21 protein-coding genes are annotated in these 26,049 nt (G+C 32.3%); 14 read left to right on the top strand and 7 right to left on the bottom strand.

Annotation, left to right across the window (positions count from 1 at the left end; genetic code table 11):
* The first annotated feature begins 80 nt into the window (after positions 1–80).
* From lip to ACF91D_RS01105, 9 genes are all read left to right on the top strand, one after another.
* Positions 81–2,558 (top strand): YSIRK-targeted triacylglycerol lipase, encoded by a 2,478-nt coding sequence (gene lip / locus ACF91D_RS01145; protein WP_327620740.1) that lies wholly within the window; start codon positions 81–83, stop codon positions 2,556–2,558.
* A 245-nt stretch (positions 2,559–2,803) separates the two neighbouring features.
* A complete protein-coding gene (locus tag ACF91D_RS01140) occupies positions 2,804–6,487 on the top strand; it encodes a nitrate reductase subunit alpha (RefSeq protein ID WP_327620739.1) in 3,684 nt (1,227 codons plus the stop codon).
* A complete protein-coding gene (narH, locus tag ACF91D_RS01135; RefSeq protein WP_069792337.1) occupies positions 6,477–8,045 on the top strand; it encodes a nitrate reductase subunit beta in 1,569 nt (522 codons plus the stop codon). The genes ACF91D_RS01140 and narH overlap by 11 nt, the downstream gene beginning before the upstream one ends.
* Positions 8,038–8,613 (top strand): nitrate reductase molybdenum cofactor assembly chaperone, encoded by a 576-nt coding sequence (narJ, locus tag ACF91D_RS01130; protein WP_101093858.1) that lies wholly within the window; start codon positions 8,038–8,040, stop codon positions 8,611–8,613. The genes narH and narJ overlap by 8 nt, the downstream gene beginning before the upstream one ends.
* Positions 8,606–9,283 carry a respiratory nitrate reductase subunit gamma gene (gene narI / locus ACF91D_RS01125; protein WP_101049828.1) on the top strand — a complete coding sequence of 226 codons (678 nt, stop codon included), beginning with the start codon at positions 8,606–8,608 and terminating at the stop codon, positions 9,281–9,283. Before narJ ends, narI begins: the two co-directional genes overlap by 8 nt.
* Before the next feature lie 14 nt (positions 9,284–9,297).
* Positions 9,298–9,750 (top strand): nitrate respiration regulation accessory nitrate sensor NreA, encoded by a 453-nt coding sequence (gene nreA, locus ACF91D_RS01120; RefSeq protein ID WP_039067290.1) that lies wholly within the window; start codon positions 9,298–9,300, stop codon positions 9,748–9,750.
* Positions 9,751–9,759: 9 nt separating this feature from the next.
* Positions 9,760–10,794: a sensor histidine kinase gene (locus ACF91D_RS01115; protein ID WP_327620738.1), complete on the top strand. Its 1,035-nt coding sequence runs from the start codon at positions 9,760–9,762 to the stop codon at positions 10,792–10,794.
* Positions 10,795–10,814: 20 nt separating this feature from the next.
* Positions 10,815–11,468: a nitrate respiration regulation response regulator NreC gene (nreC, locus tag ACF91D_RS01110; RefSeq protein ID WP_039067288.1), complete on the top strand. Its 654-nt coding sequence runs from the start codon at positions 10,815–10,817 to the stop codon at positions 11,466–11,468.
* 374 nt (positions 11,469–11,842) lie between these two features.
* Positions 11,843–13,009: a nitrate/nitrite transporter gene (locus ACF91D_RS01105; protein ID WP_101049826.1), complete on the top strand. Its 1,167-nt coding sequence runs from the start codon at positions 11,843–11,845 to the stop codon at positions 13,007–13,009.
* Positions 13,010–13,094: 85 nt separating this feature from the next.
* Here ACF91D_RS01105 and ACF91D_RS01100 read toward each other — a convergent pair whose 3' ends face one another.
* The 3 genes from ACF91D_RS01100 to ACF91D_RS01090 form a co-directional block, all read right to left on the bottom strand.
* Entirely contained in the window at positions 13,095–13,529 is a 435-nt protein-coding gene (locus tag ACF91D_RS01100; protein WP_039067284.1) for an Hsp20/alpha crystallin family protein, read from the bottom strand.
* A 26-nt stretch (positions 13,530–13,555) separates the two neighbouring features.
* Positions 13,556–13,924, bottom strand: coding sequence for an Hsp20 family protein (locus ACF91D_RS01095; protein WP_039067283.1), 369 nt, complete (start codon positions 13,922–13,924; stop codon positions 13,556–13,558).
* A gap of 231 nt (positions 13,925–14,155) precedes the next feature.
* Positions 14,156–14,596, bottom strand: coding sequence for a MarR family winged helix-turn-helix transcriptional regulator (locus ACF91D_RS01090; protein ID WP_039067281.1), 441 nt, complete (start codon positions 14,594–14,596; stop codon positions 14,156–14,158).
* A 385-nt stretch (positions 14,597–14,981) separates the two neighbouring features.
* Here ACF91D_RS01090 and ACF91D_RS01085 point away from each other — a divergent pair, with 385 nt between their 5' ends.
* A complete protein-coding gene (locus ACF91D_RS01085) occupies positions 14,982–15,341 on the top strand; it encodes a DUF3139 domain-containing protein (protein WP_101093856.1) in 360 nt (119 codons plus the stop codon).
* A gap of 348 nt (positions 15,342–15,689) precedes the next feature.
* Here the strand turns inward: ACF91D_RS01085 and ACF91D_RS01080 are convergent, their stop codons facing one another.
* The gene (locus ACF91D_RS01080; protein ID WP_039067279.1) at positions 15,690–16,037 is read right to left on the bottom strand and encodes a DUF4889 domain-containing protein; all 348 of its coding nucleotides are present in this window, start codon (positions 16,035–16,037) and stop codon (positions 15,690–15,692) included.
* Positions 16,038–16,192: 155 nt separating this feature from the next.
* Positions 16,193–18,292, bottom strand: coding sequence for an AraC family transcriptional regulator Rsp (rsp, locus tag ACF91D_RS01075; protein ID WP_327620737.1), 2,100 nt, complete (start codon positions 18,290–18,292; stop codon positions 16,193–16,195).
* Between the two features lie 228 nt (positions 18,293–18,520).
* Here rsp and ACF91D_RS01070 point away from each other — a divergent pair, with 228 nt between their 5' ends.
* Both ACF91D_RS01070 and ACF91D_RS01065 read left to right on the top strand, forming a co-directional pair.
* Complete coding sequence (locus ACF91D_RS01070) at positions 18,521–19,096, top strand: peptidoglycan recognition protein family protein (protein ID WP_327620736.1); 576 nt, start codon at positions 18,521–18,523, stop codon at positions 19,094–19,096.
* A gap of 120 nt (positions 19,097–19,216) precedes the next feature.
* The gene (locus ACF91D_RS01065; RefSeq protein ID WP_069792344.1) at positions 19,217–20,659 is read left to right on the top strand and encodes a sucrose-specific PTS transporter subunit IIBC; all 1,443 of its coding nucleotides are present in this window, start codon (positions 19,217–19,219) and stop codon (positions 20,657–20,659) included.
* A gap of 170 nt (positions 20,660–20,829) precedes the next feature.
* On the opposite strand, the gene ACF91D_RS01060 is transcribed toward ACF91D_RS01065, so the two are convergent.
* Both ACF91D_RS01060 and ACF91D_RS01055 read right to left on the bottom strand, forming a co-directional pair.
* Positions 20,830–21,768 carry a magnesium transporter CorA family protein gene (locus tag ACF91D_RS01060; protein ID WP_039067273.1) on the bottom strand — a complete coding sequence of 313 codons (939 nt, stop codon included), beginning with the start codon at positions 21,766–21,768 and terminating at the stop codon, positions 20,830–20,832.
* Between the two features lie 29 nt (positions 21,769–21,797).
* Positions 21,798–22,403, bottom strand: a complete 606-nt coding sequence (locus tag ACF91D_RS01055) for a TetR/AcrR family transcriptional regulator C-terminal domain-containing protein (protein WP_039067272.1) — start codon at positions 22,401–22,403, stop codon at positions 21,798–21,800.
* Positions 22,404–22,559: 156 nt separating this feature from the next.
* Here ACF91D_RS01055 and ACF91D_RS01050 point away from each other — a divergent pair, with 156 nt between their 5' ends.
* Together ACF91D_RS01050 and ACF91D_RS01045 are read left to right on the top strand one after the other, a co-directional pair.
* The gene (locus tag ACF91D_RS01050) at positions 22,560–23,849 is read left to right on the top strand and encodes a YhgE/Pip domain-containing protein (protein WP_101049820.1); all 1,290 of its coding nucleotides are present in this window, start codon (positions 22,560–22,562) and stop codon (positions 23,847–23,849) included.
* Between the two features lie 409 nt (positions 23,850–24,258).
* Entirely contained in the window at positions 24,259–25,923 is a 1,665-nt protein-coding gene (locus ACF91D_RS01045; RefSeq protein WP_101049818.1) for a Na/Pi cotransporter family protein, read from the top strand.
* Positions 25,924–26,049 lie beyond the last annotated feature (126 nt).

Here is a 26,049-nt window from a genome sequence, read left to right as displayed (position 1 = left end):
TAAACATACAGTTATTAATTGGGGTAACAATTTTATTTTGAGGAATGTAGTTTTAAAAAATATAATATGAGGTGATTTTAATGAAGAGAAAAGAGAAACAATCTACAAAAACAGAAGTACAAAGATTTAGTATTAGGAAGTATTCAGTCGGAACGGTTTCAGTATTAGCAGCAACATTTTTTATAGCAAGTGGGCACGTTTCTGAAGCAAGTGAATTGAATCACACACAAGAAAATGCTAATAACAATATTCCAACAGTTAACTCCGATATAGCTAATGGCACGAGCTCAAACAAAGAGAAACAAGTTCCCTCTGAAAATAATTTTAAATTAGAATCAAGTAATACACCTGAAGAATTAAGTCAGCAATCATCTGAAACATCTCCCGCATCTCACAATGACTTAGTAAAACAAACAGAACCTATTGTTCAAGACGCGCCAACAGAAAAAAAAGACACAAATATTGAAAAAAATAATAGTGTTGACCAAACCACGGATCAAAAATTGTCAACAGATTCTGATAATGAACATAAAGAAGAAATCTCGAATAAAGCAGAAGTAGAAAAAGAAGAAGAAGCTCCGAATAAAGCAGAAGTAGACAAAGAAGAAGAAACCCCGAATAAAGCAGAAGTAGAAAAAGAAGAAGAAGCTCTGAATAAAGCAGAAGTAGAAAAAGAAGAAGAAGCTCTGAATAAAGCAGAAGTAGAAAAAGAAGAAGAAGCCCCGAATAAAGCAGAAGTAGAAAAAGAAGAAGAAGCCACGGATAAAGTAAAAGTAGACAAAGAAGAAGCTCCGAATAAAGCAGAGGTAGACAAAGAAGAAGAAGCCCCGAATAAAGTAGAAGTAGAAAAAGAAGAAGAAGAAGCTCCGAATAAAGCAGAGGTAGAAAAAGAAGAAGAAGCTCCAAATAAAGCAGAGGTAGACAAAGAAGAAGAAGCCCCGAATAAAGTAGAAGCAGAAAAAGAAGAAGAAGCTCCGAATAAAGCAGAAGCAGAAAAAGAAGAAGAAGCCTCGAATAAAGCAGGGGTAGACAAAGAAGAAGAAGCCCTGAATAAAGCAGAAGTGGAAAAAGAAGAAGAAGCCTCGAATAAAGTAGAAGCAGACAAAGAAGAAGAACCTTCGAATAAAGCGAAAGCAGAAAAAGATGACAAAACTCAAACAGACACTGAAAATAAAAATGACGAAAATAGCAATAAACAAAAGATAGAAAATTTAAAAATAAAAAATGGTTTTAATCCAAATAAAAACGAAGTAAAGCAAGAGACTAAAAATGATCCAACAAAAGTAAAAGATTCAGAAGCAAATAAACAAGCTACAACGCGTAATCGTTCTCAAGTGCAACAAGCTCAAGTGGAATCTTTATTAAAAACTGCTAAAAAAGCAGAACAAGGTGTACATGTAAATAAATACCCAATTATATTAGTACATGGTTTCTTAGGTTTAATGGATGGTAATAAACCGGATTTGTATCCAAATTATTGGGGTGGAAAGAAATACAAAGTGAAAGAAGAATTAGAAAAAGCAGGTTATGAAGTATACGAAGCGAGTATAAGTGCAGTTGGCAGTAACTATGGTCGTGCTGTAGAGTTATATCACTATATTAAAGGCGGTCAGGTAGATTATGGTGCGGCACATGCGGCAAAATACGGTCATAACAGATATGGAAAAACGTATGAAGGTATTATGCCTGACTGGGAACCGGGTCAGAAAGTGCATTTAATTGGTCACAGTATGGGCGGACAAACGATTCGTTTACTTGAGCAATTTTTACGTTTTGGTAATCCTGAAGAAATTAAATATCAAGAACAACATGGTGGTACAATTTCTCCATTATTCCAAGGGCAAAAAGATAATATGATTTCATCAATCACAACATTGGCAACGCCACATAAAGGTTCTCAAGCTTCTGATAAGTTAGCAAATAAAGATTTTATCAAAAATATATTGAACAATATTGCAAAATTAGGTAATAATAAAAAATCTAAAATTGATTTTGGACTTTCACAATGGGGCTTCGAACAGCAGCCTAATGAAACTTATATAGAATATGTAAAACGATTGAAAGATAGTCCAGTTTGGAATACTGATGATAATGCAGCTAGAGATTTAACAACATTTGGCTCAGAGGATTTGAACCTAAATACATCAGTTAATCCTAATATTGTATACACATCTTTTGCAGGTCAAGCAACGCATAAAAATAGTTTAGGTCATCACAGACCTAACAGTGGTTTGTTTGGACTAATGGATTTAACAAGTAAATTGATAGGTAAAGATTTTAGAGAAGATTGGCAAGAAAATGATGGTGTTGTAGCAGTTACATCTGCATTAAGTCCAACTGGACAACCCGCTAAAAAAGTACAAGATTTAACGCAAGCTACAGAAAAAGGTGTTTGGCAAGTGATGCCAATTAAAAAAGATTGGGATCATGTCGATTTCATAGGTTTGGATAACCTTGATAGAAAACGTACAGGACAAGAACTTGAAGAATTTTATACTGGTATCGTTGATCACTTGATGCGAGTAGAAGCGCGTGAGGAACAAGCAGTTGCTGTATAAATAAAAGAAAAATGACTTTTAAATTTTAAACAAACTTCCTTTACTTGTAATGATGGTAATCATTATACAAGTAAAGGGAGTTTTTTATGTTCAAAAAGTTATTAGGGGATTCTTTTATCTAAATAGGTAAATCCCTAATATTTAGACTTTGTGAAAAAATGTACAATTATTATAAGAATTAAAGAAATACAAAATTTGTGAATACTATATAAATTATACATGAATGATGTGAGAGGATGTATAAAATGAAAAAATTTGGATTGCAATTCTTCAAACCAACGGAAAAATTTAATGGTGATTGGTCAATCTTAGAAAGTAAAAGTCGTGAATGGGAAAAAATGTATAGAGAACGTTGGAGTCATGACAAAGTAGTAAGAACGACCCATGGTGTGAACTGTACAGGGTCTTGTTCATGGAAGGTATTTGTGAAAAATGGTGTGATTACTTGGGAAAACCAACAAACAGATTATCCTAGTTGTGGACCAGATTTACCTGAATTTGAGCCACGTGGTTGTCCTCGAGGAGCGTCTTTTTCTTGGTATGAATATAGTCCCTTACGCATCCGTTACCCTTATATCCGTGGAAAGCTATGGGAGTTATGGACAGAAGCATTAGAAGCACATCAAAACAATACAGTAGCTGCTTGGGCTTCAATTGTTGAAAATGAAGAAAAAGCTAAGATTTATAAACAGGCGAGAGGTACGGGAGGATTAGTAAGAACGAATTGGAAAGACGTTTCTAAACTTATATCAGCTCAAATTATATATACAATTAAGAAATATGGACCAGATAGATTGGCTGGTTTTACTCCAATCCCGGCTATGTCAATGTTAAGTTATGCTTCTGGTGCGCGTTTTATGAGCTTGTTAGGTGGAGAAATGCTGAGCTTTTATGATTGGTATGCGGATTTGCCTCCTGCTTCTCCACAAATATGGGGTGAACAGACAGATGTACCAGAATCTAGTGATTGGTACAACGCAGCTTATATTATGATGTGGGGATCTAATGTCCCGTTAACGAGAACGCCAGATGCGCATTTTATGACGGAAGTTCGCTATAAAGGGACGAAAGTAGTTTCTGTAGCCCCTGATTATGCAGAAAATGTTAAATTTGCTGATAATTGGTTAGCTCCGCACCCAGGCACAGACGCTGCAGTAGCACAGGCGATGACGCATGTTATTTTACAAGAACATTATGTGAATGAACCGAATAACTATTTTATTAATTACGCAAAACAATATACTGATATGCCATTTATCCTAATGTTAGATGAAGATAATAATGGCTTGAAAGCAGGACGTTTCTTACGTGCACATGACTTAGGCCAATCCACTGAAAATAGTGAATGGAAACCTGTAATTTTTGATAAATTACAAAAACAATTAACAGTCCCAAATGGTACGATGGGTCAACGTTGGGAAGAGGATAAACAATGGAATCTGAAACTAGAAAATGAAGAAGGTAAGCAAATTGATCCAGCAATGAGCCTTGCTGAAGATGAATATGAATTAAAAAACATACAGTTTCCATTTTTTAATAATGAAGGTAACGGTATATTTGAACGTCCTATTGCTGTACAAAAGGTTAAATTAGCAAATGGTGAAGAAAAATATATTACCACTGTATTTGATTTAATGACGAGCCAGTATGGTGTGAAACGTTTCAATCATGAACTTGAGGCATCAGGATATGACGATGCAGCGTCATATTATACGCCAGCATGGCAAGAAAAAGTTACCGGGGTTAAACAAAATGTTGTGACACAAGTTGGTCGAGAGTTTGCGCAAAATGCAATTGATACCAAAGGTCGTTCAATGATTATCATGGGAGCTGGTATTAATCATTGGTTTAACTCAGATACGATTTATCGTTCTATTTTAAATCTAGTATTATTATGCGGTTGTCAAGGTGTAAACGGCGGAGGATGGGCGCACTATGTCGGACAAGAAAAATGTCGACCAATCGAAGGGTGGAATACGATTGCCTTTGCTAAAGACTGGCAAGCACCACCACGTTTGCAAAATGGAACAAGTTGGTTTTACTTCGCAACAGACCAATGGAAATATGAAGAATCAAATATTGATAGTTTGAAGTCTCCATTGGCAGAAAATATTAAGCATCAACATCCTGCTGATTACAATGTCTTAGCTGCTAGATGTGGTTGGTTACCGTCTTATCCTCAATTTGACAGAAATAGTTTATCTTTTGGTGAGGAAGCGAAAGACGTTGGAGAATTTAATAATGAAGCGATTATGAAACGTGCGATTGAGTCCGTGAAGTCTAGAGAAACGAAATTTGCAATTGAAGACCCAGATTCAAAACAAAATCATCCAAAGACATTGTTCTTATGGCGTTCTAATTTAATTTCAAGCTCGGCTAAAGGCCAAGAATACTTTATGAAACATTTGCTCGGCGCAAAGTCAGGTTTATTAGCTGAGCCAAACGAAGAGGTAAAACCAGAAGAAATTCAATGGAGAGAAGATACAGAAGGTAAATTGGATTTACTAGTATCTTTAGATTTTAGAATGACATCTACACCATTGTATTCAGATATCATCTTACCTGCTGCAACGTGGTATGAAAAACACGATTTGTCATCTACAGATATGCACCCATTTGTACACCCATTTAATCCTGCGATAGACCCATTATGGGAATCACGTTCAGACTGGGATATTTTTAAAACATTAAGTAAAGAGGTGTCAGAAATGGCTAAAGTACATCTTAAAGGAGTTTATAAAGATGTCGTTACAACGCCACTTGCACACGATTCTAAGCAAGAAATTTCTAATGTGAACGGGATAATTAAAGACTGGACGAAGGGCGAAATTGAAGCTATACCTGGAAAAACAATGCCAGGTTTTGCAGTAATCGATAGAGATTATACTAAAATATTTGATAAATACGTTACAGTAGGGCCTTTATTAGAAAAAGCTAAAGTAGGTGCTCATGGAGTAAGTTTCTCCGTAGCAGAACAATATGAAGAGTTAAAAAGCATGGTTGGAACTTGGAATGAAGAAGATGAGGATTCCGTAAAAAATGATAGACCAAGATTAGATACTGCAAGACGAGCTGCAGACGTTGTATTAAATTTATCTTCAGCTACAAATGGTAAGTTATCGCAAAAATCTTACGAGGATTTAGAACAACAAACGGGCATGCCGTTGAAAGATATTTCAAGTGAACGTGCATCAGAAAAGATTTCATTTTTAAATATAACTGCACAACCGCGAGAAGTCATTCCAACAGCGGTGTTCCCTGGCTCAAATAAAAATGGTAAACGTTATTCACCATTTACTACCAATATAGAACGTTTGGTTCCTTTTAGAACATTAACAGGACGACAAAGTTATTACATTGATCATGAAGTGTTCCAGCAATTCGGAGAAAGTTTACCCGTGTATAAACCAACTTTACCACCAATGGTATTCGGTACGAGAGACAAAAAAGTAACCGGAGATGAAAGTACACTTGTCTTACGTTACTTAACACCACATGGTAAATGGAATATTCACTCAACTTATCAAGATAACCAACATATGTTGACTTTGTTTAGAGGAGGGCCAACTGTATGGCTTTCCAATGAGGATGCAGAAAAACACAATATTAAAGATAATGACTGGTTAGAAATATATAACCGAAATGGTGTTGTAACAGCAAGAGCCGTAGTATCTCATAGAATGCCAAGAGGAACGATGTTTATGTATCATGCTCAAGATAAACATATTGAAACACCGGGATCACAAATTACAGATACAAGAGGTGGTTCTCATAATGCGCCAACACGTATTCATTTAAAACCAACACAACTTGTTGGAGGTTATGCGCAAATTAGTTATCACTTTAACTATTACGGACCAATAGGGAATCAGAGAGATGTTTATGTAGCAGTGAGAAAGCTGAAGGAGGTTGACTGGGTTGAAGATTAAAGCGCAAATTGCAATGGTGTTAAATTTAGATAAATGTATAGGTTGTCACACGTGTAGTGTTACTTGTAAGAGTACGTGGACTAATAGACCAGGAGCGGAATATATGTGGTTTAATAACGTAGAAACAAAGCCTGGTATTGGTTATCCGAAACAATGGGAAGATCAAGAGCGATATAAGGGTGGTTGGTATTTAAATAAAAAAGGTAAATTAGAACTAAAATCCGGCAGTAAGTTATCGAAAATTGCTTTAGGGAAAATATTTTACAATCCTAATATGCCAGTGATTAAAGATTACTATGAACCATGGACATATAATTATGAAAATCTTACAACAGCTAAAGCTACTAATCACTCTCCAGTAGCAACAGCACATTCATTAATTTCAGGTGACAAATTAAACTTAGAATGGGGTCCAAATTGGGAAGATGATTTAGCAGGTGGTCACGTTACAGGACCAGAGGATCCAAACATTAAGCGTATTGAAGAAGATATTAAATTTCAATTTGATCAAACTTTTATGATGTATTTACCTAGATTGTGTGAACATTGCTTGAACCCAAGTTGCGTAGCATCATGTCCATCTGGAGCAATGTATAAACGTGATGAAGACGGTATCGTACTTGTAGACCAAGATGCATGCCGTGGTTGGAGATATTGTATGACAGGTTGCCCATATAAGAAAGTTTATTTCAACTGGAAAACAAATAAAGCAGAGAAATGTACTTTTTGCTTCCCACGAATTGAAGCAGGTATGCCAACAGTATGTTCAGAAACGTGTACTGGTAGAATGCGTTATTTAGGTGTACTACTTTATGACGCTGATAGAGTTGAAGAAGCCGCTACAGCTGAAAATGAACAAGAATTATACGAAAAACAATTAGATTTATTTTTAAATCCTTATGATGAAGCGGTTATAGAACAAGCACAAAAAGATGGAATATCATTAGAATGGATAGAAGCTGCTCAGAATTCTCCAGTCTATAAGTTAGCTATTGAATATAAATTAGCATTCCCTTTACATCCAGAATATCGCACAATGCCAATGGTATGGTATTGCCCGCCGCTTAGTCCTATTATGAGTTATTTTGAAGGACAAACTGCAACGAAAGCTAATAGAAATCCTGATATGATATTCCCGGCAATCGAAGAAATGAGATTACCGATTCAATATTTAGCTAACTTATTTACAGCAGGTGATACTGAGCCAGTGAAATCGGCATTGCAACGCATGGCAATGATGAGAAGTTATATGCGTGCCCAAGTAACAAATAAAGCGTTCGATGTAGATAGATTATCAAAACTTGGATTATCCGAAAGACAAACTAAAGATATGTATCGATTATTAGCAATTGCTAAACACGAAGATCGATTTGTGATACCAACATCACACAAAGAAGCCTATATGGACACATATCGTGCTCAAGGTAGTGAAGGATATGGAGGAGAATACTTCGGGTCGAATTGCGATGGATGTGGTGTGCCTGTAACTACTGCTTCTGGAAAATCAGGACAAGAAATCTATAATGAAAATTTCTATGGAGGGATTTTCCGTGATTAATTTAGCGCAGTTTAATAAACATCAAGAGGCACTTGGATACTTTGCACAACAATTAATATTTCCAGATAAGCTGACATTACACCCTAAAACGTTTGAAGAAGTTATTCATATGGAACATCCGGCATACCAAGATATAATTCAGTATCGTGAACAAATGTATGAATTGAGCTTACTACAAATAAAGCAATTGTATTCCGATACATTTGATTTCAATAAAACTGCGCCACTCTATATGACATATAATAAATTTGATACTCAAAAAGAGCGTGGACAATTATTAGCTAAATTAAAAGTATTATATGAAATGTTTGGATTGAAGATGGCAGATAATGAACTATCTGATTTTCTGCCATTAATGCTTGAATTTTTGTATATAGCACAGTGGCAAAATGATCCAAGAGCAAAAGGGAATATTGAATTTGTCATTATGATTATTGAGGATGGTACGTATGCAATGACAAACCAATTAGCCGAGCAAAATAGCCCTTATTATTTCTTAATAAAAGGTTTAAGAGAAACGTTAAAAGCTTGTATAGAGCCTGCAAATGAGGTGGAGCAACATGTTTAATCAATTTCTATGGGTGATTATGCCCTATTTATGTATAGCAATCTTTTTTATCGGGCACCTTGCTAGATTTAAGTTTGATAAATTTTCATGGACTGCAAAATCTAGTGAATTTATAGAAAAGAAACAACTTAAATGGGGCAGTTTAATGTTTCATTTGGGTATTATTCCTGTGGCGATGGGGCATATAGTAGGTTTGCTTATCCCTGCATCTTGGTTAACTGCAGTAGGCGTGAGCGATCATTTATACCATATTGGAGCTGTTTATATTGGAAGTATTTTTGGTATAATAACATTGATTGGTATGTTGCTATTAACTGCACGACGTGTGACTAAAAAAAATATAAGAAGACTAAGTTCAGCATCTGATATTATTGTTAATTTCTTATTATTAACGATTATTTTTATGGGATGCTATGCAACGCTAGTGACTAATGCAACGATACCATCATTTGATTATAGAGAGACAATATCAGTTTGGTTTAGACAATTATTTATATTTTCTCCGAACGCCGATTTGATGTTACAAGTGCCACTTGCTTTTAAAATGCATATACTTTTAGGTTTTATAATTATGGCATTCTGGCCGTTTACTAGATTGGTGCATGTTTGGAGCGTGCCACTCACATATGCAAGTCGTAGTTATATTATTTATCGTAAACATAAAGTTTGAATGGAGGCGATAAGTTGAAGGCGTTATCGTTAAAAGAAAGTATTAACTACCAATCAATATTAGACTCAATTCGAAGCGAAGAAGGATTTGATTTTGCGGCAATAGCATTTTATGAGCAAGAAAGTGATATTTCCCCAATTAAGTGGTGTTATGCCTCTGGAAATTTAAATAATCGTTATAAACTGATTGTGCTACGTAAGGGAAAAGGATTAGCAGGTAACGTGATGAAGACAGGTAAACGTATGGTGATAGAAAATGTAGCACAATCATTATCTTCGCACGAACAACATAAATATCCTATCGTTCTTTGTGAGTTATTAACAGCGATGGTTGCGATACCTTTATGGTATGAAAAGAAAGTTTATGGTGTTTTATTACTAGGCCAGAGAAACCAACAACCATTGCCTAAAACATATAAAAACATATCACTTAAAAGTAAATTGGGCATATTTAATGAAGAAGATTAGGTGATTATAATGGAAAGCAATCAACAGTTAGATATGGAATCGTTGTTAATGCAATATTTTAATAATACGAGTGAAAAAATTGTATTCGTTGATAATCGTGGCCAAGTTGTTGCAATGAATCAAGCAGCAAGGGATATTATCTCATTGGACAATGATTATGAAGGTATGACTAATGTCATATGTAATCATTGTGACGGTTATACTAATGAATTTGATTTGCAATCTTGTAGGTATTGCTTTTTAGAGCCAGAAAACGTAGGAAATACTAGCTTTCAGGTATTTATGAAAACAACACGTGGTACAGTTGAACCCTTTGCAGCTACCTATCAAACGATTGACGAATCTAAAGGAATTAAAGCGTTCACGTTACAAAATGTATCTCCTCAAATAGAAAGACACGATAAGATGTACCAACGAAAAATGATGCAAAAAACAATCTCAGCACAAGAAAATGAAAGAAAACGAATATCTAGAGAATTGCATGATAGTGTAGTACAAGAAATGTTAAATATCGATGTTGAATTAAGACTTTTAAAATATCAACAAGAAATAGAACAGTTGGTTAATGGTTCTAAACGCATAGAAGGCTTAATGTCTAAGTTAATTGATGATATACGTAATTTATCTGTGGAACTTAGACCGTCTTCATTAGATGACTTAGGATTAGATGCAGCCTTTAAGACATATTTTAAACAGGCAGAAGTAAATTATGGTATTAATATTATCTATCAATCTAATTTAGCAATGCATAGATTTGGTAATGAAATTGAAACTGTAGTCTATAGAATTGTACAAGAATCTTTATTTAACGCGATTAAATATGCGAACGTTGATACAATTGAAGTTGATGTGCAAGTTAGTCATGGAAAACTTATTGCTGAAATCATAGACAGAGGCAATGGATTTATAAAGACAGACCAGCCAAAAGGAACAGGCTTGGGACTTTATGGTATGAACGAGCGTGCAGAACTTGTAAATGCTGAAATAAATATTGATACTCAAATAGGTCGAGGCACAATTGTTACATTAGAAGTTCCAATATAGGGGATAAGGAGACATTAATTTTGAGAATAGTTATCGCGGATGATCATGCAGTTGTGCGTACTGGGTTTACAATGATATTAAATTATCAAGAAGATATGGAAGTAGTTGGAACTGCAGCCGATGGCGTGGAAGCTTACCAAAAAGTAATGAAGTACAAGCCAGACGTACTAATCATGGACTTAAGTATGCCGCCAGGTGAATCTGGGCTTATAGCAACAAGCAAAATTACAGAAAGCTTTCCAGATACGAAAATTTTAATATTAACAATGTATGATGACGAAGAATATCTATTTCACGTATTAAGAAATGGAGCTAAAGGATATATTTTAAAAAACGCCCCTGATGAACAATTGATACTGGCAATTAGAACAGTTTTTAAAGGGGAAACATATGTTGATATGAAATTGACGACATCGTTAGTCAATGAATTCGTGAACAATTCAGGTCATGATAAGCAAGCTACAACAGACCCTTATAAGATTTTATCAAAGCGTGAAATAGAGATATTACCTTTAATAGCAAAAGGTTATGGGAATAAAGATATCGCTGAAAAGTTATTTGTTTCTGTAAAAACAGTTGAAGCACATAAAACACATATTATGCAAAAATTAGAATTAAAATCAAAACCAGAATTAGTAGAATATGCTATGAAGAAAAAATTGATTGATTTTTAAAACATTAATTATATAAAAGAGCTAACGTAAATGCCTAAATAGATAGGCATAGGTTAGCTCTTTTTGTTAATTAGAACACATATAATACAGGATAAAGTCGTTTCACTATCTAACTACTGGAATATATTCTATTTTTAAAAAAGCCGCTTAATGAAGTAGGGAAATTCCGCAATTTGTTAAGGGATAATCCTTATGTTCAATTTTTCACAAAGATTTTATAATAAAAATGAGGCCAGGATTCTGCTAATAGTAACGTTTATACTTACTCATATTACACCGGTGATAATGATTGTTATATAGAAATTCAGCACTTCAACTGTGTGCAAATACTGGTCTTAGTTATCAAAAAATATTATAAATTGAAGGTGAAATAAATGAACAAAGCAAGTGGTGTTTTTCAATTAACATTACAGTCTTTAAGTCTTGTTGTAGGTTTTATGGCATGGAGTATTATTGCGCCACTTATGCCTTTTATCTCTCAGGATGTGCATATTACAAGCAGCCAACTTTCTATTATTTTAGCTATTCCTGTTATATTAGGTTCTATTTTAAGGGTCCCTTTTGGTTATTTGACAAATATTATTGGTGCGAAATGGGTATTCTTTTGTAGTTTTATTATATTATTATTTCCGATATTCTTCTTAAGTTATGCACAATCGCCTAGGATGTTAATGGCATCAGGTTTCTTTCTTGGAGTAGGTGGCGCAGTATTTTCAGTAGGTGTAACATCCATACCTAAGTATTTTCCAAAAGAACGCGTAGGATTAGCAAATGGTATATATGGCATGGGAAATATTGGGACTGCCATTTCCTCATTCTTAGCGCCCCCGATAGCTGGTATTATAGGCTGGCAATCAACAGTGAGAGGTTATTTAATCGTCATAGCACTTTTTGCGATTTTTATGTTTTTGTTAGGTGACAATAAAGAACAAAAAATAAAAGTACCTTTAGTTAAACAGTATAAAATTTTGATGAAAGATTTAAGATTATATTATTTATCACTTTGGTATTTTATTACATTTGGTTCATTCGTAGCTTTTGGATTGTTTTTACCTAATTTTTTAGTACAAAATTTTGGCATCAGTGAAGTTGATGCAGGTATAAGAGCGGGTGTCTTTATCGCATTAGCTACTTTCCTAAGACCGCTAGGCGGCGTGTTAGGAGATAAGTTTAATGCTGTAACTTTACTAATGTGTGACTTTATATTGATGATTATCGGTGCAATTATGCTAGGTCTATCAGCCCATATCTTATTATTTACAATAGGTTGTTTACTCATTAGTATGTGCGCAGGTGTCGGTAATGGTTTAATATTTAAACTCGTGCCATCTTATTTTGGAAAAGAGGCTGGATCAGCTAATGGTATAGTTTCAATGATGGGGGGCTTAGGCGGTTTCTTCCCGCCATTAGTCATAGCCTATATAACAAGTCTTACTGGAACAAGTCATTTCTCTTTTATCTTATTAGCGATATTTGGTGTAATTGCTTTAGTTACCATGAGTCACATTATGAAACGTGAAAAATTAAAAACGACATTATAAAAAAAGCTGTAGTTAGATAATTTCTCTAACTACAGCTTTTTAATTTATTTTATAAAGATTATCAGTAGCCAATAGAATGACTATATTAATCTATTTGGATATTTGATGCTGAGTGTTCTTCTTGTGCTTTTTTAGGTAGTGTTACGTTTAATACGCCATCTTCAAATGATGCTTTAATAGCTGTTTCATCTATATTTTCAAAAGGGTATTGACGCTTAACATCGCTATAAGTGCGTTCTTGATGAAGTATGCGACCATCCTCATCTTGCTCTTTATCGTCGTTTGATTGCTTAGCTTCAATTGTTAGAGCGTTATTTTCAAATTGTAAGCTAATATTTTCTTTTTTGAAACCAGGAAGTTCAGCTTCAATTATAAAAACATTATCTAACTCTCTTACATCTGATTTAATGCTCGTAGTTTCAGGAAAATGTTCAAAAAATTGACGTCCAAAATCTCTAAATAACTCAGTTGGGTCACCTTCGAAAAATGGATTGTTATACGGTCTCTTATTAAAAGCCATGGTACATCTCTCCTTAAATTTTAGATTTAGTCAATTGAAATTTGTGTTTTCGTTTGTTTAATTGGTAGTTTTACCGTTAAGATGCCGTTATTCATAGATGCATTTATTTTATTTGTGTCGATATTTTTAAAGATAAACTGTCTACTTTGCTCATTAGAATTGCGCTCATTAATTAGATAAGTGCTATCTTGTTGTATATTAGATACACGTTTTGCTAGTATAGTTAACGTTTTATGTTCAAAATTAATAGTAATATCATCTTTTTGATAACCAGGAAGTTCAGCTTCAACTGTATAGCTATCTTGTGTTTGATATACAGTTACTTTGAAATCGTGATGGTCTGAGACTAAACTTTCTAATAAATCTTTAGTAAGATTGTTAGTGCTTTGTATCATCTCTGTTCACCTCTCCTTTTATCGTACAAATATAGTATAATATATTAGTCAAAGAAAGTCAAAGTCAAACTATGTAAAAATAAAAAAAGTGTAATATTAAGATAATTAAGTTAGTAACATTGTTGGGCAGCGGAAGGGGGCATAATAAAAAGATTTAAGTAAGAGGTAAGTAAAGTCAAAAATAATAACATGAAAACTAGAACTTCTAACTTTAACTTTACCTCTGACAGATTAAATATCTTTAGAAAAATGTTTATTAACGAAGTGTTGTAATGTTTCTTTTAGATTAATAGCTTCGTCTATATCCATATCGAATTCGCTAAACACACGTTTTGATATTTTAGAGAGTGGTTCTTTAACATTTGCGCCTTTTTCTGTAAGTGCAATCTGTAGGTTACGCTCATCATCAATTTCACGTGTTCTAGTTACATAGCCTTTTTTCTCAAGTTTTTTAAGTAAAGGTGTAAGTGTCCCTGAATCTAAATAAACACGTTCGCCAAGCGTTTTAATATTGAGTTTTTCATCTACTTCAATTGCTAGTAGCACAATGTAGCCAGTATATGTTAAATCGAATTCTTTTAAGTAAGACGTATACTTCTTAATGATTTCTTTAGAAGACACATAAAAAAGAAAACATAGTTGTCTTTCTAAGTAGCTGTCTTTTTCCTCCATTTAATCACCCCTTTTGAAATTTAACCTTATTATGAACTATGGTTGTTGTCAAGGAACGGTTGCGCACCTCTTTCTGATAAAAAAATAATATTTATCGACGTTTACTTAACAAGAAACTATATAGTGGAAAAGAACCGTAATATAAAGTGTTTTTAAATTAAGAAAGTAAGTCTTAAGAAAATCAAAATTGATTTAGTATGAAGGTTTAATTTAAGAAGATTTTGTTACAAAAAGCCTATATGACTTTATTAATCATTTACAATCAGTCATACTGATAATATTGTGTTTTTGTTATATAATAATGGTGTAATAAAGCATTGATGAGGGAGTATACTTACTCATCTATCAGTTAGAAAGTTATCGTTTTAACTAAAGGAGATTAATGATGAAAACATTTTTAAAAATCATGGGTCTATTAGTTTTGTCACTGATTATTGCTATTGTGTTTTTCTTTGGAATGAGAACATATCAAGGACATAAAAATCTAGAACTAGTAGATCGTTATATGGATGAACAAAATTTAACTGAAAAAATTGAATCTGAGAAAACATTGTATAGTGCTAAGAAGGGTTTATATTATAAGCAAGTTAAATTTAAAGATGATCCGGAACATACGTATACGGTGCAACCAATTAGTACATTTAAAGGCATCTTAGTACAAGGTTTTGATAGTGAGACCAACAAAAATATCAAAGATGCTAAACATAACGAATTTAAAGAAGATTATAAACCGAAAGACAAATAGGAATACATTGTTAAAAGCGAGGGAAATTGAACAGGAATCTAGTACACTTAAAAAGGTTTCATTCCCCGCAAGCAAAGTTGACATGGATAAAAGGTTTGTCTGAGCAATAGTATTTAGACAAATGAGCTTTAATTTTCAATCCTGTCAGCTACAGCTAATATATTGATTTATGCTAAGACAATTAATAATAAACTCCCTTTAAAGTAGACACTGGAAAAGTGAAAAACTTTAAAGGGAGTTTCGTTTATGACTCTTAATAAAAAATGAATATCAACTTTTATTAAGATCATTCGAATTGTATAAAGGCTATAGCTTTGCAAAAGTTAGTGGTATGTTAACTTACAAACATCACATACCTTTCATCTCACCCATATCATGAATTTTCATCATTAAACCGTGAGGGATGTCGTCATGATCTACAACTTCCATTTTACTAAAAGCACCATCACCTTCTGCTTTAATTAGCTTAACAAAATCTCCTTTTTTAGGAGAAAATCCTGATTCAGCAGGTAACTTAACATCTTTTTCTATTTTATGATCTTTTTCACTAATTATTTTATCAGCCGTTGTTTCATTTTTCATATAACCATAATAAGTTTCTTTTTGGCCGCTAGACATCATCATAATAATCAATACGATAGCAACAATTAACATTATTATGCTTATAGTAATTGCGAATACTTTACTGTTTTTCAAGGTATAATTCTCCTTTATATCTATTTCTTTCTGTTATATCTAAAATAATTAAATTATGCAATCGAAAGTACTATTCATGATTTAGTTACGTTAATAATGAAAGTCTTATTATGCTTTTAAATATTTTACTTTATCACGATTGTATAGTTGAAATGTTAAGACTGTAATATCCGAATATATTTTAATTCATCATAATACAATATGAATTCTAAGCTGCTTTTAAATTCTGTAAACTGTCTAATTTCTGCTTTTGGTATAGTGGATTGTTCAATATAGCGTAATAAAGATCTTTCGATATATATGTCGTTGAAAGAAGGCGGTAAAGCATAGTCTATAAATCCATGTTCTCGATTCAACGTTTGGATGAACAATGTGATATTTGAATTTAATAAAGATTGTTTTAAGACGACATTGAGTACATCTTTCGGTGAAGTACGGTGATTTATAGAATTAAATAAAAGCAAATGAAACTCATCTCTTTCTTTTAACATAATAAAATTTTTATGTATAGAAATAGCTTTGCCAATAAAAGGTTTAATGAATTGATATAAGTACATTAAGGGTTCATAGATTCCATGACTATTCATTAGAGCGACATCATCTTTCTCTTTTCGCATCAGCTCGTATCCTACACCACAGCCTCTATTTAACAAGATAAGTATATGACACATTAAATCAGTGATTTCTAAAGGATAGTGTTCTTCATAAAACTTGAAGCATTGCTTTGTTAGTTTTGTATATACAAACTTTGATGTGTCAATATGTGATGCTTTGATCACTTTATTATAATAATCGTAATAACTCATTGAATTATTGAAACCTTCACCTTTTTTGTTTAATAACTTTCGAACTTGTACTTGTTCTATATCAATAAAATGATAATCAAAATTAAACCTTTGAAGTAATGTGAACGCATGCTTCAGCGAAGTAACCTGTTCAATTACGCCTTCAATAGTGATAGCCATTTTTATATTAAAATTCAGGTTTTTGATTTTAATATATAATCGGTTAACATCCTTCAATGATAAATGAGATGCATCAAAGAGAAGTAGAAAATTATAATTCTGTTGTTGTTTTGCATATTCTGGTTTGAATTTTAAAAATTGTGATATCAAACCTTCGATAAAATCAAATTGTGTCATCGATTTTATTCTTAGCGCAATACCTACATAATCAGAAAACAGTGAATCGATAAAATCAATCATACCAGTGAGGCTTAAATTTTCTAAAGAGAAGTTTCTAACATTATTTATTAATACGTAGGCATCAGTTAAATCTTTAAAATTCAATTTAGAATTAAGGTCAGACTGAATAATATCCATTAAACTATCAATATGAATAAAGATAGTTGGAGTTTTTGCCCAATCCTTAAAATCCAATTGTTCGATATCGATATGTAATTGTTTTAAAGGCCCAGGCTTTTCTTTAGTGATTATATCAATTTGAGACTTGAAGCGATTCAAATCATTGTTTATTAGTACGATGTTGTCTTGATGCAAATTATGTACTGATTTTCTGAATTCATTAGGTGTTATATTTAAGAAAAATTTAAACTGATGAATATAATTTGAATAATGGTTGAAGCCGTAATGTTCAGAGATATGATAAATTGCATGTTTCGTTTGAATAAGATCAGCGAGTGATAAAGCAATTTTTAGACTAGTTATATAATGTTTAAAGCTAATACCCAAATATTTCTTGAATAATATAGAAATATAAGGCGCAGAAATATAAAATGTACTCGAAACATCTTTAGAGGAAAGTGGTTCAGCAACATGAGCTTTTATAAAATCAGTTATATTATTTAGTAATGTATTTTCTGTATGTATAGATGGGATATAGATAAAATCATGTTCAACCCTTGTTTCCTTATTGATTATCGTTATAATTTCGTTCAGCATAGGTGACTCAATAGATTCACATTGGCTCAACTGTTGAATCATCGTTAAAATTTGAAATTTTAGATATTCATTCGAATTTAACAATTTATAGTTATAATAAAAATTGAAGAAACTTTTAACTGTTTTTGTGAATTGTTGTATTGGTATACACATTTCTACTACTTGTTCAGCATCTGAGATGTGATATAAATCGTTGTGATTTATAATAATAATATGGTTTTCAGCAGATAACTGGTGGCCATTTAAGGTAACATCTAGTTTATTGTTTAAAGAAAATAAAATTATGACTTGATGTATACACCGTTGTGTATGAGTGTTTAAAAATTCATGAATACACAAAGTTGTATTTTTCATAGTAAAGGCAACTCCTGATAATAATTTAAAATGGTATATTGTTTAAAATACATTATATTACAAAAAGTTGTGTCTTTTAATCCTTTAAATATAAATATTTTTTTATCTTATAAAGAGGTTCGATATTAAAAATTAAGTTTCAGGCAATGTATTTTGTTTAAGAGATGATTTTTTCGGATAAATCAGTTTAAATTTTTACATTAGATTTATTAAAGGAGACGTTAACAAATGGAACATATTTATTCTGAATTTTACAATCAAAAAACTAAAATAACGGAATTAAAACCAGATGTATTAGGCGTGGTGTTACATGATGATGCAGAAAATAACAATGCAAAGGGTTATATTGCTTGGTTACAACAAAGAATGGATAATAATGAATTGGATAAGGGATGGGCGTGTGCATATGTTGATAAGCAGACATGTTATTGGTTTCATCCATCTTCATATGTAGAATGGCATTGTGGTGATGCTTTTGCGAATACGCATTATATTGGCATAGAACGCTGCCAATCAAAAATTAATGGGATATTGTCTGATAAAGAATTTATGGAGAATGAAGAAGCCAGTTTTTGGATTGCAGCCTTGCTATTGAAAAAGTATCAGTTACCAGTAAACAGAGAGACGGTGAAACTTCATAAAATGTTTTTTGATACGCAATGTCCTGCAAGAGCGTGGTCAATACATTTGGATAATACAACTACAAATGCAGAAAATATAAAAACCTTACAAGATTATTTTATAAATAAGATTAAAGCACATTACACCAATATACAAGAAAATGATACGGCAGTAGTGGGTTGATTTAAAAGTTTAGTCATAAAGAATATACAAAAATGGGATTGCGTTATTTATTGGAACCGATTACAATAGTGATTATAAAGTATTTTGGTACCGGTTCCGTTAGATAGAGGAGGTTATATAATGAATTATAAAAAGGCTGCAGAAAATATTTTGCAAGCGCTTGGTGGGGAAGATAATGTTGATGCAATGACACATTGTGCAACACGTTTGCGACTTGTATTGAAAGATGAAAGTTTGGTAGATGAAAAGGCATTAGGGAATATGGATGTTGTAAAGGGCACATTTTCAACAGGAGGACAATACCAGGTCATTATAGGTTCTGGTACGGTAAATAAAGTATTTAGTGAATTAGAAAAGCTTACAGGCAAAGAAGCGTCTTCGGTGTCAGAGGTAAAAGCACAGGGCACTAAAAACATGAATCCTTTTCAAAAGTTTGTGAAAATGCTCTCAGATATATTTGTTCCAATTATACCAGCGATTGTAGCTGGTGGCTTACTCATGGGGATCAACAATATATTAACTGCACCAGGTATTTTTTATGATAATAAATCGTTAATAGAAGTACAAAATCAGTTTAGTGGTTTAGCTGAAATGATTAATATTTTTGCTAATGCACCATTCACATTACTACCTATATTAATTGGTTTTAGTGCGGCTAAACGATTTGGGGGTAACGCATATCTCGGCGCAGCGCTTGGAATGATATTGGTTCATCCAGAATTGATGAGTGCTTATGATTATCCGAAAGCATTAGAAGCGGGTAAAGAAATTCCTCATTGGAACTTATTTGGGCTAGAAATTAATCAAGTAGGGTACCAAGGTCAAGTATTACCAATGCTAGTAGCTACATACATTCTTGCGACAATTGAAAAAGGGCTAAGAAAAGTTATACCTACAGTATTAGATAATTTATTAACCCCTTTATTAGCAATATTATCAACAGGTTTTATAACATTTTCATTGGTTGGTCCATTAACACGTACGTTAGGATATTGGCTATCAGATGGTTTAACATGGTTATATGAATTTGGTGGCGCTATCGGTGGTCTTATATTTGGTTTATTATACGCACCAATCGTTATTACAGGTATGCATCATAGTTTTATTGCTATTGAAACACAACTTATTGCTGACAGTACGTCGACAGGTGGTTCATTTATATTCCCTATTGCAACCATGTCTAATATTGCACAAGGTGCGGCAACTCTTGCAGCGTTCCTTATTATAAAGGAAAATAAAAAGTTAAAAGGCGTAGCTTCGGCTGCAGGTGTATCTGCTTTACTAGGTATTACAGAACCAGCAATGTTTGGAGTGAACTTGAAGTTAAGATATCCATTTATTGGAGCAATCGTTGGCTCAGGTATTGGCTCTGCCTATATAGCTTTTTTCAAAGTTAAAGCTATTGCATTAGGTACTGCAGGTATACCAGGGTTTATATCTATTAGTGGTCAAAACAATGGTTGGTTACATTATGGTATAGCCATGATAATTGCATTTATTGTAGCATTTGGCTTAACATACGCTTTATCATATAGAAAGAAATATAGAAATATTGAAGCATAGTAGTATAAAGATATATTAAGATTAATAGTATTACAAAAATTGCATTATCAAAATAAAAGACTAATCCGTATGAAGGCGGATTAGTCTCAGACTGTCGACAAATTTTCCAACTTTGTTGACAGTTTTTTGTGCACGCTTTCCGCGGGCACTGCATTAGTCTATAAATTAATTCAAAATTTTTGTTTACGCCATAAAAATGCACCTACAATAGTTACGATAATGAGAGATATGCCGATTACAATGAGCCATGAAACATAACTATGGTCATCGATAGGTAAGGGCACATTCATACCAAAAAAACTAAATACTAATGTTGGCAATGTTAAAAATACAGTAAAAAGTGTTAATGTTTTCATCGTATTATTCATTTCATTTGATAGTAATGACGCATATGAAGTAGTGATACTTTCTAGGATATCTGTATAAAGTCTCGTCGTTTCTAAGGCTTGATTGTTTTCGATTACCAAGTCTTCTAAAATATCTTCATCTTCATCAAATCGTTTCATAGCTGGTAAACGAAATAATTTTTTTACGATGCTTTCATTACCCTTAAGTGCAGCTAAAAAATAAACTAAACTTTTTTCTACTTCCATTAAATTATAAAGTTGTTTATTTGTGACATTATTCTTTAAGTCACGTTCAATTCGAATACGTGTTTTATTTAGCAATCTTAAATTTCTATTGTAATGATTTGTAATTGTTAACAATATATTTAATGCAAAACGACTATGGAAACGTAAATTTATATTCTGACGCGCAAAGTTTTCTAAGAATTCATTTTCAACATTACAGATCGTAATGATTTTTTTATTTCCAATAATAATGCCTAAAGGAATAGTAATAAATGATAATACCTTTGAATTAGTGTCATTTATAATAGGTAAGTCTAATATGATTAATGAATAATGCGAATCTTCGTCGTATTCAACGCGCGCACTTTCTTCACTATCTAGTGGATCACGTATAAAATCTTCAGGAATACCATATAAATCTATTAGTGTTTCGATTTCCTCCCAGTTGGGATCAACAACATTAACCCACGAAGCTGTTTGATTCAGTTCAGATTCAATTATTTTATCTGTTGGAGAATGTTTATATGCAGTTATCATGATAAAATGAAATCCTTTCTTTAGAAATATTATTGATATTGTTCGTTCGCCATTAGGCGTAACGGACCATTAAATATAATTTTGAATAAGTAATCAACAACCACGTCGGGATCCATTCTATTTTTATCTTGTACCCAATGTTTGATAAAAGAAATCGTAGCACCAGATACATAACTATGAAAATAATCTAATGGAATGCCTGAAATTTTTGTCTTGTTATTAATGTTTTTAGCCATATTAACATATATAAGCTCAGAAATTTTATCTTCAAGATGGCTTTTTCTATCTAATTTAAAAATAAGTAAGTAAAAATCTATATCTTTTTGAATGTGTAATATAATATTTTTAAGAATTTTTTCCGAAAAAATTTTGGCGAAATCTTCTAAATTTGAACCTTGTAAAACTAACTTAAAAGTACCTATTTCTTCAGCTAAATCATCAATAAATTCATCTTCGAGATCTGAAAGTAAAATATATTTATCTTCATAATGTAAGTAAAAAGTACCTCGATTAATATCAGCTAGGGTTGTAATATCTTGTATTGTTATCCGCTCTAGTTCTTTTTCTGCTAATAATTTTATAAAAGCTTGCTTAATTGCGTTTTTAGTTTTTCTGACACGACGATCTTCTACCATTTTTTCAACTCCTTAAACTTTAATAGACAAAACATGATTGTTTGTTGATAAACAGACAATACTAAGTGTATTGCGTATTGCTAATTGCATTATGCTCATTATAATAAACAAAGTAGTTATTAATCAACATAGTGTTCGATAAGGAGGTAAATAAAAATGAATATATTTAAAAGTAAATTACTTTGGATAGCTCCAATTGCAATTTTAGTAATATTGGTTATATTTTCAATTGCGTTTTATCCAGCGTATAATCCAAAACCAAAGGAATTACCAATTGCGATTGTGAATCAAGATAAAGGAACTTCTATTCAAAATAACGATATTAATATAGGAAAAAAATTAGAAGATAATTTATTAAATAGTGATTCTAATACTGTAAAATGGGTTGAAGTTGATAATGAAAAAGAAGCACGAAAAGGGATAGATGAACAAAAATATTTTGGTGCAGCTATTTTCGAAAAAGATTTTTCAAAACATGCAATGAGTAAAACTCAAAAAGTAATAATGGATAGTAAAAAGCAAGAAATGCAAGATAAAGTAAAATCAGGTGAAATACAACCAGAACAGGCTAAACAAATGCAAAGTCAAATGGCTAAATCTGGGGCTTCTCAAGATGTTACAGTCAAACGTGCAGAATTTAAAACGTTAATTAATAATGGCGCGAATATGCAAGCATCACAAATTTCTACAAATGTATTAAAGGGTATTGGTGATAATTTAAATAAACAAATAACACAACAGAGTTTAGATACTTTAGAAAAACAAGGTGTTAAAGTTAATGCAAGTGATATTAAAGGGCTAACAAATCCAGTAGAAGTAGCTGATCAAAAGATTCATAAAGTTAAAGATCATCAAGGTAACGGTAATGCATCTTTCTTAATGTTTATGCCGGTGTGGATTAGTTCAATCGTTGCCTCTATATTGTTATTCTTTGCGTTTAGAACTTCTAATAATATTAAAGTAACACATCGCTTAATTGCTTCGTTAGGACAAATAGCAATAGGTGTAATTACTGCATTTGTAGGTGGCTTTGGATATGTTTACTTTATGTCGGCTGCGCAGGGATTTGATTTTCCAGATATTAATAAAATAGGTATGTATGTTTCAATTGCGCTATTAGGCTTTATAGGACTTATATTAGGTGTAATGACTTGGCTAGGCATGAAGTCTATTCCAATATTCTTTATAGCCATGTTCTTTAGTATGCAACTTGTGATGTTCCCTAAACAAATGCTACCGAAATTTTATCAAGACTATATTGTAAGTTGGAACCCATTTACTCACTATGGTGAATATTTGAGAGAATTACTTTATATGAATCAACCATTAGAAATGAATGGTACTATGTGGATGTTTGTAGGTTTTATTATTTTTGGCATTGTCTCTTCATTAAGTGCTGCAATAATTAGAAAGCATAGTGGTAAACGTACAGAAGTTCCTTCATAAGTTTATAAAATATAAAAACACTTTCGTTGAATTCATATTAAAATGAATTTATTCGGAAGTGTTTTTTTATTAAAAAGTAACGTATTCAAGTAGAAATGAAAGATAAAGCATTGCTTTTTTATGTTAAAAACATATAAAGTATTTATTGTAAAATGTCAACTACTCGATAGTTATTTAATATAAAGTTAAGTTCATAAAATGTACAAAATTTATTTGTGTTTAATTGAATGTTTGTTGTTTTTATTAAAAGCTGTCATTGTAGTGTTTATATATGTATTGAAGACATAATGAAATATGATTACATAATTGTTTAGCACTTTTCCTGTAATTTTAATAAAGAATTAACATTTGCTTAACAAAAATAAGTTATAATTCACATAGTTTACAAATAATTTAAAGAGGTGTGACAATGGATTCATCCGTAATGGAGATAATTTTCACTTTTATCGGTGGTTTAGGTATATTCTTGTATGGTATCAAACAGATGGGCGATGGCCTACAAGCCACTGCTGGAGATCGACTAAGAAGTATATTAAATAAATTTACTAGTAACCCAATCATGGGTGTTCTTGCAGGTATGATTGTTACTATTTTAATTCAAAGTAGTTCAGGGACTACAGTTATTACAATTGGTCTCGTAAGTGCAGGATTTATGACAATGCGACAAGCAATTGGAGTTGTTATGGGAGCGAATATAGGTACCACGGTTACTGCATTTATTATAGGTATTGATATCGGTGCTTATTCACTACCCATCCTAGCAATTGGTGCTTTTTTAATATTCTTTATCCAGAAAAGAAAAGTAAAAAATATCGGTATGATTTTATTTGGATTTGGTTCACTATTTTATGGTTTGGAGTTAATGAGCGGGGCAGTAAAACCACTTGCTAATTTAGATGGATTTAAGCAAATTATGTTAGATATGTCATCAAACCCAATATATGGTGTTATAGCAGGTACATTCTTAACTGTCATCATCCAAAGCTCAAGTGCAACGATTGGTATATTACAAGGGTTCTTTGCCAATGATTTAATTAGTTTACATGGCGCATTACCAGTATTATTAGGCGACAATATCGGTACAACGATTACTGCTGTTTTAGCAAGTTTAGCGGGTTCTCTCGCATCAAAACGTGTTGCGGCAGTTCATGTTATGTTTAACGTAATTGGCGCAGCAATATTCTTACTTATCTTACCGTTATATCAAATAGTTATCGAATGGATGCAAGGAGCGATGCATTTAAAACCAGAAATGGTTATTGCATTTGCGCACGGTACATTTAACATAACTAATACTTTAATTCAATTACCGTTTATTTTTGTACTAGCTTGGATTGTTACGAAAATTATCCCAGGTGAAGATATTAATGAAAAATACAAGCCAAGACATCTTGATAAAAATTTAATTAATAGAGCGCCTAATATTGCTCTACAAGAAGCTCAAGATGAAATCCAAAACATTGGTAGAATGACTTTATCTATGTTACAAAAAGTCAATCATTACGATGAAAAAACTGAAAAAGATATTATTCAGAAACACGCAGCAATTGACAATATGTATGATAATGTCAGACAGTATCTTACTAAAATATCTGAGAAGAAGTTGTCACAAGATGATGCAGAAAGAATGTCTGTGTTATTCGATGTTAATCGCACGATGTTAAAAGTGGCTGGCTTATCAGAAGCCTATTTATTAGATCTGAAGAAAAAAGAAACAGACCCTATCAAAATATCTGATAAAGCTGAACAAAGTATCGAAAAGCTTTACAACCATGTTAACATGTCATTTGAAAAAACAGTTGAAATGTTTAATGTTTATGACAGAGTTAAACGTGATGAAATTGTTAAAATTAGTAATGAGTCATACAAACTTGAACATGATTTAAGGAAAAAACATATCAAGCGTTTAAGCTCAGGTGAGTGTTCACCAGAAGGTGGATTACTATATTTAGATATGATTGCAATATTAGAACGTATCGGTTATCATTCTAGAAATATTTCAGAATCAATGGTTGATATTGATGAAATAGAATTAGAAGAACATGCCGAGAATCCAATAGGTTGGTCTTACTAAATAATATGTAATTGTAAAGAATTAGCATTTAATTATTCATTAAATGACTATTATAGGCGAGACAGAGATCAAATTTCAAATTTTGATTTCTGTCTCGTCTTTTTTATAACTTATTAAAAAGGGTAT

The organism is Staphylococcus sp. 231237_7MaSpsaltlick (assembly GCF_043107035.1).
Note: the sequence above shows the minus strand (reverse complement) of the source record. Positions and strands in the feature narration are given on the sequence as shown.